Annotated in this window: 11 protein-coding genes; 7 read left to right on the top strand and 4 right to left on the bottom strand. The window is 37.6% G+C overall.

Annotation, left to right across the window (positions count from 1 at the left end; translation table 11 throughout):
* Positions 1-5: 5 nt before the first annotated feature.
* The 6 genes from dnaK to FC77_RS03280 all read left to right on the top strand — a co-directional run bounded on the left by dnaK (position 6) and on the right by FC77_RS03280 (position 8695).
* Complete coding sequence (gene dnaK / locus FC77_RS03255; RefSeq protein WP_056970109.1) at positions 6-1880, top strand: molecular chaperone DnaK; 1875 nt, start codon at positions 6-8, stop codon at positions 1878-1880.
* An 81-nt stretch (positions 1881-1961) separates the two neighbouring features.
* On the top strand, positions 1962-3110 hold the full coding sequence (dnaJ, locus tag FC77_RS03260) for a molecular chaperone DnaJ (protein WP_056970110.1): 1149 nt from the start codon (positions 1962-1964) through the stop codon (positions 3108-3110).
* A 121-nt stretch (positions 3111-3231) separates the two neighbouring features.
* Complete coding sequence (lepA, locus tag FC77_RS03265) at positions 3232-5070, top strand: translation elongation factor 4 (RefSeq protein WP_056970111.1); 1839 nt, start codon at positions 3232-3234, stop codon at positions 5068-5070.
* 42 nt (positions 5071-5112) lie between these two features.
* Positions 5113-7383, top strand: a complete 2271-nt coding sequence (gene recJ, locus FC77_RS03270) for a single-stranded-DNA-specific exonuclease RecJ (protein ID WP_054681588.1) — start codon at positions 5113-5115, stop codon at positions 7381-7383.
* A 110-nt stretch (positions 7384-7493) separates the two neighbouring features.
* The gene (locus FC77_RS03275; RefSeq protein ID WP_054681590.1) at positions 7494-8021 is read left to right on the top strand and encodes an adenine phosphoribosyltransferase; all 528 of its coding nucleotides are present in this window, start codon (positions 7494-7496) and stop codon (positions 8019-8021) included.
* A 152-nt stretch (positions 8022-8173) separates the two neighbouring features.
* Positions 8174-8695 (top strand): GNAT family N-acetyltransferase, encoded by a 522-nt coding sequence (locus tag FC77_RS03280; protein ID WP_054681592.1) that lies wholly within the window; start codon positions 8174-8176, stop codon positions 8693-8695.
* A gap of 55 nt (positions 8696-8750) precedes the next feature.
* On the opposite strand, the gene cls is transcribed toward FC77_RS03280, so the two are convergent.
* The 4 genes from cls to FC77_RS03300 all read right to left on the bottom strand — a co-directional run bounded on the left by cls (position 8751) and on the right by FC77_RS03300 (position 14777).
* Positions 8751-10235, bottom strand: coding sequence for a cardiolipin synthase (gene cls, locus FC77_RS03285; protein WP_056970112.1), 1485 nt, complete (start codon positions 10233-10235; stop codon positions 8751-8753).
* Between the two features lie 103 nt (positions 10236-10338).
* Positions 10339-12612 (bottom strand): HAD-IC family P-type ATPase, encoded by a 2274-nt coding sequence (locus FC77_RS03290; RefSeq protein WP_056970113.1) that lies wholly within the window; start codon positions 12610-12612, stop codon positions 10339-10341.
* Positions 12613-12761: 149 nt separating this feature from the next.
* Entirely contained in the window at positions 12762-14048 is a 1287-nt protein-coding gene (gene eno, locus FC77_RS03295) for a phosphopyruvate hydratase (RefSeq protein WP_056970114.1), read from the bottom strand.
* A gap of 150 nt (positions 14049-14198) precedes the next feature.
* Positions 14199-14777 (bottom strand): phosphatase PAP2 family protein, encoded by a 579-nt coding sequence (locus tag FC77_RS03300; RefSeq protein WP_056970116.1) that lies wholly within the window; start codon positions 14775-14777, stop codon positions 14199-14201.
* A gap of 149 nt (positions 14778-14926) precedes the next feature.
* Between FC77_RS03300 and FC77_RS03305 the strand changes: the two genes are divergently transcribed.
* On the top strand, positions 14927-15928 hold the full coding sequence (locus FC77_RS03305; protein WP_056970115.1) for a hypothetical protein: 1002 nt from the start codon (positions 14927-14929) through the stop codon (positions 15926-15928).
* Positions 15929-15951 lie beyond the last annotated feature (23 nt).

Raw genomic sequence — 15951 nt, forward strand, 5'->3', positions numbered from 1 at the left:
TATAAATGGCTAAAGTTATTGGAATTGACCTAGGAACTACTAACTCTGCAGTTGCCGTTCTTGAAGGTAAAGAACCTAAAATTATTACTAACCCAGAAGGTAATCGGACTACCCCATCTGTTGTTGCTTTTAAAGATGGTGAAATTCAAGTAGGTGAAGTTGCTAAACGGCAAGCAATTACTAACCCTAACACTGTAAGTTCAATTAAGCGTCACATGGGTGAGAAGGATTATAAAGTTAAGATTGGTGATAAGAGCTATACACCACAAGAAATTTCAGCAATGATCTTACAGTACATTAAGAAATTCTCTGAAGATTATTTGGGTGAAAAAGTTACTGATGCAGTTATCACTGTTCCTGCTTACTTCAACGATGCACAGCGGCAAGCAACTAAAGATGCTGGTAAGATTGCCGGTTTAAATGTTAAGAGAATCATTAATGAGCCAACTGCTTCTGCACTTGCTTACGGGTTGGACAAAGATAATGATGATGAAAAAGTCCTTGTTTATGACCTCGGTGGTGGTACATTTGATGTTTCCATTTTGCAATTAGGTGACGGTGTCTTCCAAGTACTGTCAACTAATGGTGATACTCACCTTGGTGGTGATGACTTTGATAAGCGCATCATGGACTGGTTGATCAAGAACTTTAAAGACGAAAATGGTGTTGACTTGTCCAAAGACAAGATGGCATTACAACGTTTAAAGGATGCTGCTGAAAAAGCTAAGAAAGACTTATCAGGTGTATCATCAACCCACATTTCACTTCCATTTATTTCTGCTGGTGAATCTGGCCCATTACACTTGGAAGCTGATTTAACTCGTGCTAAGTTTGATGAATTAACTTCTGACTTGGTTGATAAGACCAAAGTTCCATTTAATAATGCTTTGAAGGATGCTGATCTTTCAGTTGGCGATATTGACAAAGTTATTTTAAATGGTGGTTCTACTCGTATTCCAGCAGTTCAAAAGGCTGTTAAGGAATGGGCAGGTAAAGAACCAGATCACTCAATCAACCCAGATGAAGCCGTTGCCGATGGTGCCGCTATTCAAGGTGGAGTTATTTCAGGTGACATTAAAGACATCGTTTTGCTTGATGTTACCCCACTGTCACTCGGAATTGAAACCATGGGTGGTGTCTTTACCAAGTTAATTGATAAGAACACTACGATTCCAACCTCTAAGAGTCAGATATTCTCTACTGCCGCTGATAATCAAACGGCTGTAGATGTTCACGTACTTCAAGGTGAGCGTCCAATGGCTGCAGATGACAAGACACTTGGTAACTTCCAATTGACTGATATTCCAGCAGCTCCACGTGGTGTCCCACAAATTAAGGTTACATTTGATATCGATAAGAACGGTATTGTAAATGTATCTGCTAAAGATATGGGTACTGGTAAGCAACAAAAGATTACTATTAAGAGTTCATCTGGCTTGTCTGATGCAGAAATCAAGAAGATGCAAAAAGAAGCTGAAGAGCACGCTGATGAAGATAAGAAGAAGAAGAAGGAAGTTGATTTACGCAACGACGTTGATCAATTAATCTTCACCACTGAAAAGACCTTGAAAGAGACTAAGGGCAAAGTTCCTGATGCCGATACTAAGAAGGTCAAGGATGCATTGGCTGACTTGAAGAAAGCTCAAAAAGACAATGATTTGGATGAAATGAAGAAGAAGAAAGATGCTTTATCCAAAGTTGCTCAAGATTTAGCTGTTAAGTTATACCAAGCTAACGGTGGCAATCAAGGTGCAGCTGGTCAGGCAGGTCCACAAGCTGGCCCTAAGGGCCCTCAAGGTCCTAAAGGACCACAAGGTGGTAACCCAAATGATGGTAACGCTGAAAATGGCAATTTCCATAAAGTAGACCCAAATAAGTAATGGGTTTATAATTGAATAAATTAGAAAAGAACTGCCCGTTGAGTAGTTCTTTTCTTTTGGAAAGTAAGGAGCTTTTGATAGATGGCACAAGAAGATTATTACAAAGTTTTGGGTGTTGATCGCAATGCCAGTGAAAAAGAAATCAATTCTGCCTACCGTAAGTTGGCTAAGAAGTATCACCCTGACCTAAACCATGCACCAGGAGCAGAGGAAAAGTATAAACAAGTTAACGAAGCTTATGAAGTTTTGCATGACAGGAAGAAACGTGCTCAGTATGATCAATTTGGTCAGGCTGGTGTAAATGGTCAAGGCGGCTTTGGCAATGCTGGTGCCGGTCAAGGTGCCGGATACGGCGACTTTGGCGGCTTCGGTGACTTTGGTGATATTTTTAATGACTTCTTTAACGGTGGCGGCCAAAGGCAACAAGCCAATCCAACTGCTCCACAGCGTGGTCAAGACCTTGACTATACCCTGAACATTGATTTTATGGATGCCATTAATGGTAAAAAGACCCAAGTAAGTTATACACGTGATGAGACTTGTCCAACTTGTGGTGGTAATGGTGCCGAAAAAGGTACACATCCGGTTACCTGTGATAAGTGTCATGGTACGGGTTATATGACCATAACTCAGAAGTCGATGCTGGGTGTTATTAGACGGCAGACTACCTGTGATAAGTGTCATGGCCGTGGCGTTATCATTGAACATCCATGTAAAACTTGTCACGGTAAAGGCACCGTAAACAAGAAGAATACCATTGAAGTTGATATTCCGGCTGGTATCGACAATGGCCAACAACTTCGCTATGAAGGACAAGGTGAAGCAGGTAAAAATGGTGGCCCTTACGGTGACTTATACATTAGTTACCGGATTAAGCCTTCTAAAGACTTTGAGAGACGGGGCAATACTATTTATACGACTGTACCGATTTCCTTTGCTCAAGCAACTTTGGGTGACGAAATAAACATTAAAACTGTCCATGGCGACAGCAAGTTGAAGATACCTGCGGGTACGCAACCCGATAAGCAGTTTACTTTGAGGGGCAAAGGTGTGCCTTATCTTAGAGGTAACGGAAACGGTAACCAGATAACAACGGTTAAAGTTCAGATTCCGGAATCAATTAATGATAAGCAGAAGCAGGCTTTGGTTGACTTTGTTAAAGCTGGCGGTGGTTCAATTACCCCTCAAGAGAAGGGCTTTTTTGAACGATTGAAAGATAAATTGAAGTAATAGATTAAAATTTGATCCCGATGTTATCAATAACATTGGGATCTTTTTTATTTGTTTGATTTCACCTGTTCCTAGTCCTTTGCTATAATAATAAGATAGAAATAAAGGGTGCAAATAATTTATGGATATTAAAAAATTAAAAGACTATCAAAAACATATTCGCAACTTTTCAATTGTTGCACACATCGATCATGGTAAATCAACTATTGCCGACCGTATTTTGGAATTGACCGATACTGTGTCTGAACGGCAGTTGAAAAATCAGATGCTTGATGATATGCCGCTTGAACGGCAACGCGGTATCACAATCAAGATGAACTCAGTTGAGGTTAAATACCATGCTAAAAATGGAGAAGATTATATTTTTCACCTAATTGATACACCGGGGCACGTGGATTTTTCTTATGAAGTTTCGCGGTCGCTGGCTGCCTGTGAGGGTGCCTTACTTGTAGTTGATGCTTCTCAGGGTGTACAAGCACAAACTTTGGCTAACACTTATTTAGCGATTGATGATGATTTAAAGATCTTACCGGTTATTAATAAAATTGACCTTCCTTCAGCTGATCCTGAAGGAACCAAAAATGAAATTGAAGAAATGCTTGGTTTGGATGCTTCTGGAGCGGTCGAAGTATCTGGTAAGACCGGACAGGGTATTCCTGAATTGCTTGAGAGAATCGTAACTGATATTCCCGCACCAACAGGTGATTTGCAGGCTCCGCTTAAGGCTTTAATTTTTGATTCTAAGTACGATGATTACCGTGGGGTAGTACTATCCGTTCGAATTGAGGATGGTACCGTTAAACCAGGTGATCAGATTCAAATTATGAATACTGGTAAAAATTACGAGGTTACCGAAGTCGGTGTATCTAGCCCGCACCCGATTAAGAAAGATATTTTGGTTGCTGGGGATGTAGGTTACCTTACGGCTAACATTAAATCCGTTCGTGAAACCCGTGTTGGTGATACGATTACAGACGCAAATAAACCAACGGCAGAACCATTACCCGGTTATAGGCAAATTCCACCGATGGTCTTTTCTGGTATGTATCCGGTTGATAATTCTAAGTACGATGAATTAAAGGATGCTTTGCAAAAATTGCAATTAAACGATGCGGCACTGGAATTTGAACCAGAAACTTCTACTGCTTTGGGATTCGGTTTTCGTTGTGGTTTCTTAGGGCTTTTACATATGGACGTTGTTCAGGAACGCCTGGAACAAGAATTTGGTCTTGATTTAATTATGACGGCCCCATCAGTTGACTACCACGCAATTATGAACGATGGTTCAACCAAAGTAATTGATAACCCATCTGATTTGCCTGACGCAGGTGAATATAAAGAAGTACAAGAACCTTATGTTAAAGCTGAGATCATGGTTCCAAATGATTATGTTGGTCCGGTAATGGAATTGTGCCAGCATAAGCGGGGCGAATTTGTAACGATGGATTACTTGGATAAATATCGGGTAAACGTTATTTACAATATGCCGTTAGCCGAAATCATTTATGATTTCTTCGATGATTTGAAGTCCTCCACGAAAGGTTATGCTTCACTTGATTATGAGATTACCGGCTATAAGACTACCGATCTGGTTAAGATTGATATCTTATTAAATAAGAAACCGGTTGATGCCCTGAGCTTTATTGCACACAGGGATGAAACGCAACCAAGAGCCCGGCAAATGACTTCAACACTGAAGAAACTAATTCCGCGGCAAAACTTCGAGGTTGATATTCAAGGGGCAATTGGCTCAAAGATTATTTCTCGTGCTACTGTTAAGCCTTATAGAAAAGATGTTACCTGGAAAATCCACACAGGTGATCCAGATAGACGTGCTAAGTTGCTTGAGAAACAGAAGCGGGGAAAGAAGCGGATGAAAGCTGTTGGCAAGGTAGAAATACCACAAGATGCGTTCATGGCCGTACTTAAGATGAATGATGACGATATTAAGAAAAAATAAGATTGGCAGAATAGATATTATGAAGGGTTCCAAACTTAAATTATGAAGTGGAAACAAAGAACTGCGGAAGAGTTAGATCCTAAATTAATTGATAAGTATCAACTTAGCCCAATTGCGGCTAAGTTGTTTTCTTTGCGCGGGATTAATACGGATGAAAAGTTAAATTTTTGGTTTAATGCAACTGAAGATGATTTAGCAGATCCGTCACTTATGCACGATATGGATAAAGCGGTTAAGCGAATTAACCAGGCAATTGATAAGGGTGAAAAGATCACTGTTTATGGAGATTATGATGCGGATGGAATAACTTCCACAACGATCATGACAGAGACACTGAGTATTCTTGGGGCCGATGTCCATTACTTCATACCGAGCCGCTTTAAAGATGGTTATGGACCTAATTTGGAGCGTTACAAGCAAATTGTTGCCGATGGTTCCAAATTAATTATTACGGTTGACAATGGGGTTACCGGGATCGATGAGGTGGCTTATGCCAAAGATAAAGGTGTAGACACGATTGTTACCGATCACCACACTATTCAAGATAAATTGCCCGACGCTTATGCAATTGTTCACTGTAATTATCCTGGTCAAAAGTATCCCTTTGATGATTACTGTGGTGCAGGGATTGCTTACACTATTTGCCGTAGTTTAATGCAAGATCCTATGCCGGAACTCCTAGATTTGGCAATGATCGGTACGATCGGTGACATGGTTAAAGTATCTGGTGAAGGTCACATAATTGTTAAGCGGGGCTTAGAGGTACTTAACCAAACTGATCGTCCAGGATTGCGAGCTTTAATTAAAAATGCCGGCTTGACTATGGGCAGCATTAATGAAACTGATATTGGTTTTAATATCGCTCCACGGTTAAATGCTGTTGGCCGTTTAGCAGACGCTAATTTGGCGGTTGAATTGTTGCTTAGTGATGACGACATTGAGGCGCAAAAGCTAGCTGATCAGGTTGAGAAATTAAATGAGAAACGTAAGAAATTAACTACTAAAGTCTATAATGCTTGTTTGAAGCAAGTTAAGAAGAATAGCTGGCAACGTAAAAATACGCTGGTACTTTATGACCCAACTTTTCATGAAGGTGTGTTAGGCCTGGTAGCAAATAAAATAGTTGAAAAACTGCATAAGCCAACAGTTATTTTGACTAAAAATGCTGCTGGTGAAATAAAGGGTTCTGGCCGTTCAATTCCTGGCTTTAACCTATTCGATGCATTAAATCCGCTTAAAGAAAAATTGTTAACTAAGTTTGGTGGTCATGATTTTGCTTGCGGCTTGTCGATGACTGAAGATAAGATCGATGCTTTAAGGGATGCCTTCGAAAAGAGTTTCTACGTTAAGGGCGGTCTGGAGACTAAGTATTATGATATGGAACTGCCAATGAAGGGATTAGCTACAAGTACGATAGCAGAGGTGAATCAAGCAGGGCCTTTCGGTACCGATAATGCTCAGCCTGTTTTCAGTATTTCTGATCCACAGATTATGGATTTTCATAAGATTGGTAAAGATAAAACGCACGTTAAGTTTAATGCGGTTAAAAGTGATGGTAAGCTTGATATTGTTGGCTTTAATAAAGCATTCTTAAACAATAACTTGTTACCCTTTGTTTCGAAAATTTTTGTTCAGCTATCTTTAAATGCTTATCGCAACAGAATTTCCTTACAAGGGATCATGGAAGGCGTATCTTTTGCTGCACCTAAGTTAGCTGTGCCGACCAAAGTAATTGATATGCGTTCAGAAAATTATGTTATGGGTTTCGCGGACAGGTATTTATTGTTTGATCCGAAGAATATTGCAATTGTTAAAAATAGTTTGGGAATCGATGAAGATAAGATTAGTTTAGCAAAAGATTATAATGCAAATGGTGAAACGGTAGTTTTACTTGATGCGCCACATAATCAAGTTGAGTTAGATCATGCGTTAGAAAACAATTATCAGCAATTATACTTACGCTTTTTACTTGATCAATTACTGGTTGAAAGAATTCCAGATAAATCTTACTTCGGCAAAGTTTTGAAGTATATTTATGCTCATCCTACTTTAAAGCCTGAAGACTACCGCACAGTGGCTCCATATCTAGGTTTAAACTATGATAGTATTTTGTTTATTTTACGGGTTTTCTTTGAATTAGGATTTGTGCAACTTGATAACGATAAATTAGTTGGAAAGAAGAATCCTGAAAAGAAGCCACTCACGGCTTCTAAATATTTGCTGGCAACACAGTCACAAATAAAGTTTGTTCGGGAATTGCGTAATATGCCAAGTCAACAATTATTGGCATATGTTAATAATCTCATCAAATAATTAATAAAAATTTTGGCTTTTAATGCTTTTGAGTTAAAAGTTTGTTAGAATATAAAAGTCAAGCGTGTTTGTAAACAAGCACTAAAATTTTTTGGAGGCTTTTTCTTCTTATGGCAAACATTTTTAAAGAACATATTGCAAGTGTTCCGAATTTCCCTAATAAAGGGATAGTTTATCGAGACGTTACACCAATTGTACAAGATGGTAAACTTTATCGACTTGCTACACATAAATTAGCTGAATATGCTAAAAGTAAGAAAGCTGAGGTTATCGTTGGTCCTGAGGCACGTGGCTTTATTGTTGGCTGTCCAGTTGCCACTGAATTAGGCTTGGGCTTTGTTCCTGCTAGAAAACCACATAAATTACCACGGCCTGTAGTACGTGCTTCATATGACTTGGAATACGGCTCTAACAGTTTGGAAATGCATAAGGATGCAATTAAGCCTGGTCAAAGAGTTGTTGTCTGTGACGATTTATTGGCTACCTCTGGCACTTTAAGAGCTACTAAGCAATTAGTAGAAACTCTTGGTGGTGAAGTAGTTGGTGCAGCATTTTATGTTGTATTGCCTGATTTGAATGGGTATAAGAAATTATCAGATTTGGATATTTTCTCACTTGTTGAATTCCATGGTGCTTAAATTTAGGAAATTATATTAAAGCTTTGGTTTGTAATGTGAACCAAAGCTTTTTTGATTGTCTAAATAAATATAGAGTTTAATCACTAATCTTTTACAAGCAATCTAATTTTCTATATAATTAAAAACGCTATTTTAAAAGGAGAGTAAAAAATTTGAAACTTAGACAAGCTACAAAAGCTGATTTTGATCAAATTATGGATATATTAAAAGATGGTGCCAACCAATTAGCCGAGCACGGAGTTGATCAATGGCAGGGTGATTACCCGTCTCCAGATCAAGTTAACGAAGATATTGAAAAAGGTTGGGCTTATTTAGCTATTTCGCAAGACCAGCAAACTGTAGGAGCTATTTCAATTGTTGATGCACCTGATCACTCTTACGATAAGATGAAGGGTAAATGGTTAAAGGATACTAATAAGTATGTTGTCATTCACCGAGTAGCCATTCATTCCAAACACGCGGGTAATGGTTATGCAACCAAGCTTTTAACTGAAGTGGTTAATTATATTCGTGATAACCGTAAAGATATAGATTCAATTCGAATAGATACGCATGAAGATAATAAGGCAATGCAGCACCTAATTGATAAGATGGGGTTCAAACGTGTTGGTTCACTTCACGGTGTGTATTGTTTAGATGAAACTTCTTATGTTTATGAAATGCTTTTACATTAATTAAAGATAGAAAAAAATGGTTTCCGCTATAGTTGGCAGAAACCATTTCGTTTTATTAAAGTATTGGTGATAACAGCCTTGAGAAGTACTGCTTAAATTTACGCCAATGAGATTGTTCATCAAAGTACTCATTGGTTAATAAAGTTGATTGCTCTAAATCATCTTCAAAGATTTTCTTTAATTTTTCTGCTAGTTTAGGACTGTAGTTAAATGAGTTAACCTCAAAATTTAACATATAACTTCTGTAGTCTTGATTAGCTGAACCGACTGAACAAATATTTGAGCCGCTTACCATAGTCTTTGCGTGAATGAAGCCATTGTTATACTTGTAAACCTTAATTCCGTTAGCAGTTAAATATTTTGCATAATATTCGGTTGCTCGGTATACAAATGGGTGATCCGCCATACATGGAATCATTATACGGACATCGACACTACTTTTAGCGGAAACAATTAAAGCTTCCAAGATAGAAGGTTCAGGAATTAAATATGGTGATTGAATATAAACGTATTTTCGTGCACCTGCTATGATTCCTTCATAACCACGCCGAATTGCAAAATTTTGACTATCTGGTCCTGATGCAACAATCTGCATAGCTACTTGATCTTCTGAAGTTGGGCGCTTGAGTTTAAGTTTATCTAAATTCTTTAAATTATACTTAGGTAAACGAGATTTACGGCAAGAGGTATTCCAATCCATTGCAAAGCGAATTTCCATCATTATCGCTGCTTGGCCAACTACTTGAAGGTGGGTATCGCGCCAGTGACCAAACTTTTTTGATTTGTCAACGTATTGGTCACCAATGTTAAAACCACCGATGTAACCAATTTTATGATCAATAATAACTAGTTTACGGTGCAAATGATAATTTAACCGAGGAGTTCTGAACCAATATTTGCTTGAAGTTGAAATAAAAGTTTGTACCTCACCGCCTAATTTGCGTAGATTATTGAAATAAGAGGGCTTAGTACCTAAAGAGCCGCTTGCGTCATAGATTACCCTGACTTTAACACCGCGTCGTGCTGCGCCTTCTAAAGCTTTTAAAACATGGTTACCTAAATCATCGGAATAGAAAGTGTAAAATTCAACATTGATAGATTCCTTAGCATTATTGATTTTTTCAATTATGTCTTTAAATAATTTTGTCCCGTCTATAAAAATTTTTACATTATTATCAAAGGTAATGAAGGCACTATCAGTATTTAAATTTAAAGTCGTTAACATCCGTGCACGTTCAGATTTTTCCTTTTCTGGCAGCATGTCGTATTGCTTTAGCATTTCTTGCTGCTTGGTTAGATACTGATCCTGAATTTTCTTTTGTTCATTTTGAATGGCAAAAATATCATCGTGCGAAATTTGCCTGCCTAAAAACAGGTAAATAAGAAATCCAATATATGGGATACCAATTAGGACCAAAAGCCATGCCCACGTGGAAGCAATGTCGCGGTGACTACGAAAAACTGTCCAACCAGCCAGAACGATATCAATTAGCCATAAGATTTCAATTATTTTGCGGATGATGTTCCAATCCCAAACCATTATTTTTCTCCTTTGATAGTTACTAATAGCTATTCTAGCAGATTTATCCAGAAAAAAAGAAGCCGAATTTAATTCGGTTTCTTTTTACTATTATTATCTTTATTTATCTGTTCTTCATAATTGGTTGGTAGAATAAATCAATTATGTTAGCAGCAGCTAAGGCAATAACTACTGTAATTAGTAGGTTAGCCCAGGAAATTTGGGTCATGGCTAAGCCAAACAGTGCCAATATGAAGGTTAAGACAACGTCTGCAATTTGAACCATGCCGACTAATTTAGCTGGGTGATCTTGCCAGAAGTATTTCTTGGTTCTGGTAATGAGAACGATCAACATAGCACTTAATACTAAGTAAACATAGACCATAGTTGAAATTGTTCCGTGTCCCCAGTTGTGCGTGTTGAGGTAGTAAATAAATCCAATTCCAATAACTGTCCAACCAGCAGCTAGTGAAAAGGCAATTTTGGCGAGTTTTGCCATGTTCCAATTCTCTGGCTTATAAGTAATATGGGTTCGGTCGGTACCGATCATCATGGTAACCATGTTGTTCATAATGGTGTAAATAACCATAGCGTTTAATGCCATAGGGATGTAGTTGAAGAAGAGGTATCCAAAAGTTAAAAGCATGGTCAATTCAGCCGTTCTAGCTAATTTAGTCAATGACCAGGTTGTCATTCTTTGATAAACTCGGTGGCCAGCATCCAAAATTTTGACAATTGAGGTTAAGCCATCATTAAGCAAGACCATTTTACCAGATCGTTTAGCAACATCGGCGGCATTTGATACGGCAATCCCAACTTCGGCTTGTTTCAATGCAGGAGAGTCATTAACACCATCACCAGTCATACCAACGATGTAACCTTTCTTCTGGAAGAATTTGACCATCCGTAGTTTATCTTCTGGTAAAACGTCAGCAATTCCAGCTAATTTAGTAATGTCAGTATTTTCATTAAAGTCGTGAATGGAAATAACGTTGCCCTTTAAGTCGACTTGTTTAGCCACAGAAGCAGCGGTTCGTTGGTTGTCACCCGTTAACATGATTGGGCGCACACCGCGCTTTTTAAGTTCGGCTAAGGCTGCCTTAGAATCTTTACGAACCTTATCTTGTAAAATAAATACACCAGCCAGTTTATTATCAATTAAAAGGGCAACAGAACGTCCGGCTCCGAAGTCGACGTCTTGTACTTTTTGGTTAGCGTCTTCATCAATTAATGAAAGTTGCTTGAAAGAACCGAGTTTTACGTTATGTCCGTCAACGTCGGCCATGGAATAACCTGTGGCTGAAGTGAAGGGGGTAAAATCATCACCAGTTTTAATCGGTAAACCTTTTGCGGTTACATAATCATCAATTGCAGTATCAATGATTTTCTTATTTCTCTGATCGATTGCTGCACTGGCAAACTCTAATACTTGATCATTATTTAAACTGCTAAAATTTGTCCAGTGGGCGACTGCAGTCTTATTTTCAGTGATAGTGCCGGTCTTATCCAACAAAATTAGGTTTAAGTTGGCTGCGTCTTGAATACCAGTCAGATCTGAAGTTAAAACGCCTTGTTTACTTAATCTGGTTGCCTCAAAGGAGTTAGATAGGGCGAAAGTTGAAGGCATTGCAACTGGGATAGAAGCAATAAACATCATGGCCAGGAATGGCAGCATATTGACCAACGTATTGAGATTGCCACCCTTGAAGAATGAGGCAATGATGATTACAAGGGTCAAAATACCATCAAGTATACAGAGGTAATAGATGATTTTGGTTAACAGTTGTTGTAAATGACCTGGAGCGGCAGATTTGTTGATTAAATTAATAGTCTTACCGGATCGTGAATCAGCACCTGTGGCGGTGACGACAGCTAAGCCTGAGCCTTCCATTACGGTAGTCCCGGCGTAAGCTTTGTCATTGACACTCTTTTTAACGGTTTTAGCTTCACCAGTGATTGAACTTTCATCGAATGAAAGCTGTCCACTAATTATTTTAGTATCGGCTGATAAAACATCCCCAGCCTGGATACTAATTAAGTCGCCAACAACCAAATATTTTGAATCGATTGTTGTCCACTTGTCGTCTCGTTCGACTGAAACAGTAGGGGTCAATTTGTGCGAGATATTATTTAAAACTCGCCGTGATTGCTTTTTCTTGGAAGCACCATTCCATGCAGCGAATAAAAGCATTAGCAACACGAATAGTGACTGGATCCATTTACCCAGAATACATTCTAAAAGCAGGGCAGCTTCTAGAATCCATGCGGATAAATTCCATAATTTAGATAAGAATTCTTTAAAGAAATTGAATTTTGGTTCTGGAACCTCATTCAAGCCGTTTTTCTTAAGGAGTTTATCTGCTTCGGCTTGTGTCAAGCCATGAAATTTTTCAGACATAATTTTCCTTCTTTTCATAATTAATACATTATCTAAACTAGCATAATTATGCCATAGTTGAAAATTTTTTATTAGGTTAAAGAAAAAAATAAACAAAAAATAAGCTTGCAAAACTGCAAGCTTATTTTAAATCGAATTAACTAACTTAATTAGTCTTTGTCAATGCTGTCTGGGAATGTAGCGATGTGCTCACCCTTGCCAAGTTCACTTTCAATTTCAAGCAAACGGTTGTACTTTTCAACACGTTCTGAACGTGCAGGAGCACCAGCCTTTAATTGGCCACCCTTTACAGCAACAGCGAAGTCACTTAAGAAGGTGTCACCAGTTTCACCTGAACGGTGAGAAATCATGGTGTTGTAGCCATTCTTACGTGAAAGACGAACTGTTTCAAGAGTTTCACTAACAGTACCGATTTGGTTCAACTTGATTAATGCGGCGTTACCTGCACCTTCCTTGATAGCCTTAGCTAAAAGCTTTGGGTTAGTACAAATGAAGTCATCCAAAACAATTTGAATCTTGTCTTTGTGGCTCTTAGTGAATTTAACCATACCATCGATATCGTTTTCGTCATATGGGTCTTCGATAGAAATTATTTCTGGGAATTCCTTGAATAACTTGTCGTAGTAATCTGATAATTGTTGATCATCAAGAACTTTACCTTCAAAGTGATACTTCTTGTCATCTTTGTTGTAGAAGTAAGAAGCAGCACAGTCAAAGGCAATAGCGATATCTTTGCCTGGCTTGTAACCAGCTTTAACAATAGCTTCGTGTAAAGCCTTTAAAGCTTCTTCGGAACTCTTCAAGTTAGGAGCGAAACCACCTTCGTCACCTAAACCAGTTTCAAAGCCCATACCTTCAAGAACTTTCTTCAAGGTGTGGTAAGTGTTAACGATCTTTTCGAAACCGTCACGGAATGAAGTCTTGTTAACTGGGGTGATCATAAACTCTTGAACATCGATACCGTTGTCGGCGTGTTCACCACCATTGATAACATTGTGGAATGTTTGTGGCATTTCAATGTCAGTACCACCAAGGTATCTGTATAATGGTTCATGACTGTCTTTAGCTGCAGCAACAGCAACGGCCATAGATACACCTAAGATAGCATTAGCACCAAGCTTAGCTTTGTTAGGGGTACCGTCTAAGTCGATCATAGTTTGGTCGATCTTAGCTTGATCGTGTGGGTCCATACCCTTTAAAGCTTTAGCAATCTTAGTGTTAACGTTGTTAACAGCTTTGGTAACGCCTTTACCACCAAGACGCTTACCACCGTCACGTAATTCAACGGCTTCGTTTTCACCAGTTGAAGCACCAGATGGAACTTCAGCCTTGCCTACGATACCGTTTGAAAGGGTAACGAAAGCTTCAACAGTTGGGTTGCCACGTGAATCAAAGATTTCAAGTGCATGAATATTTTCAATGACTGATTTTAACATCAAAAAACCTCCTAAAAAATTATGATGTTGTACCGAATTAATGTACGAACATCGTTGGAGCATTTGCTCCAATCTCTACAAATCAAATTTTAGCCTAACTTTGTGATGGTGTAAACATATGAAAGCGGTTTACATGATTAAAAAGTTATTTTAGATGATTGCCAAAAAAATTTGTTGTGAAATACTAAAGCAGAGAATTGCTAGACTCGCTGCACCAATAACGTCTGATGGGTAATGTGCCCGTAAACTTAACCTTGAGACAATTACCATGACCCAAATGACACCAAGAAGAATGATGAAGCTCAAACCTAATTTTTTACCAAAAAGTTGCAAAAGAATTAACGCCATGGTTGTGGCACCTAGAACGTGTCCACTTGGGAAGCTATAACCACTTTCTAAATCTGAGTGTTCGAAAGGACGTCTTCTATGGATAGTTCTTTTTAAAATAATTCCTGTGGCGTCAGCAAATCCCAAGGTTGCCAAAACCCATAAAGCTGTAATATTTTTCTCTTCATTAATTAAAAATGCAGCTAGAAGTACAGCCCAAACTACCATTAACTTAGGATCATTTAAAAAGGCGATTACTTGCCAGCTAAAGCCATCATGATTACGGATCAATTTGTGGTGTAGCCAACGATCGTAAAGATTAAAGCGGCGAGAATTTTTAATGTTAATGATGAGTAGTAACAAAATGATTGCAGAGCTAAGCACTACAACCCAATTATTTATTCTCACAATTAAGTCCCTGCCTATAAAATAAACATTTCATAAGCTATTTTAGCAGGAAAGGTGAGTCACAATAGTTTTCTTGTCTAAAACTTAACAAATTTAATTGTTTTTAAAGAAGTACTTGTTATGTATTGAATTAAAATATAATTATGAAACGTTTAACCAATGATAAATTCATAAAAAAAGTAAATTATATTCAACACGATCAATATAAAATTTTAAGTAAATATAGGAATGAATATGCAAAAATTACAGTAAAGTGTAAAAAATGTGGTCGTAAATTTGATGAAACTGCTAAAACTTTAATGACCTATCATATTGGTAAGAACTGTTACCATCATATTAATGGTAATCAAGAAAGTGTAGCGAATAGGATATTTAAAGAAAGTAAAGGTACTATTATTATGATTGGTAAATATAATGGTGCTAAGAATAAAACTGAAATGCAATGTAAAGTGTGTAACTATAAATGGTCAACTGAACCTTATGTTGTATATAAAGGACATGGTTGTCCGCAATGTAGCGGGAAAGCTAAAATTACTACTATCAGTTTTAAAAAATATCTTAATAGATATGCGAAAGATTATAAATTAATTGGTTTAGTAATTTCTTCTAAAAAGAAAGTAAAAATATTACATAAAGAATGTGGTAATTTATTTTATATGACTCCTCATAATTTTATAGTGTCTGAAGAACGCTGCCCCTATAGTGCATCTAAGCGAAGAGGAGATTCTAATGCCTATTCGTTTAAAAAAATGAATCAAATTTTAAAATTAACAACTGGAAATAGGTATAAAGTTAGTTCGCATTACACCAGGGCTAGTAAAAAAGCTGTATGTTTTGATAATAAATGTAAACGACATTTTATTTCAATACCAAGTATGCTTTCAAGAAATGAAACTGGTTGCCCATTTTGTGCAACATCTAAAGGAGAAAAAGCTATTCGCATATATCTTATTGATCATCGTGTTTCTTTTAAAGAACAGGTTAAATTTAGTAATTGCAGAAATAAACGTTCTTTACCTTTTGATTTTGCTGTTTATAAAAATAATAAATTATTATATCTTATAGAATTTCAAGGGATTCAACATTATAAACATATTGAATTATTCGATAAAACTAAGTGTAAAATAGTTTGCGGTAACGTTTAAATATAAATTAAAAGGAGTCAAAT

It is taken from the genome of Lactobacillus acetotolerans DSM 20749 = JCM 3825, assembly GCF_001436775.1.
Lineage (GTDB): Bacteria > Bacillota > Bacilli > Lactobacillales > Lactobacillaceae > Lactobacillus > Lactobacillus acetotolerans.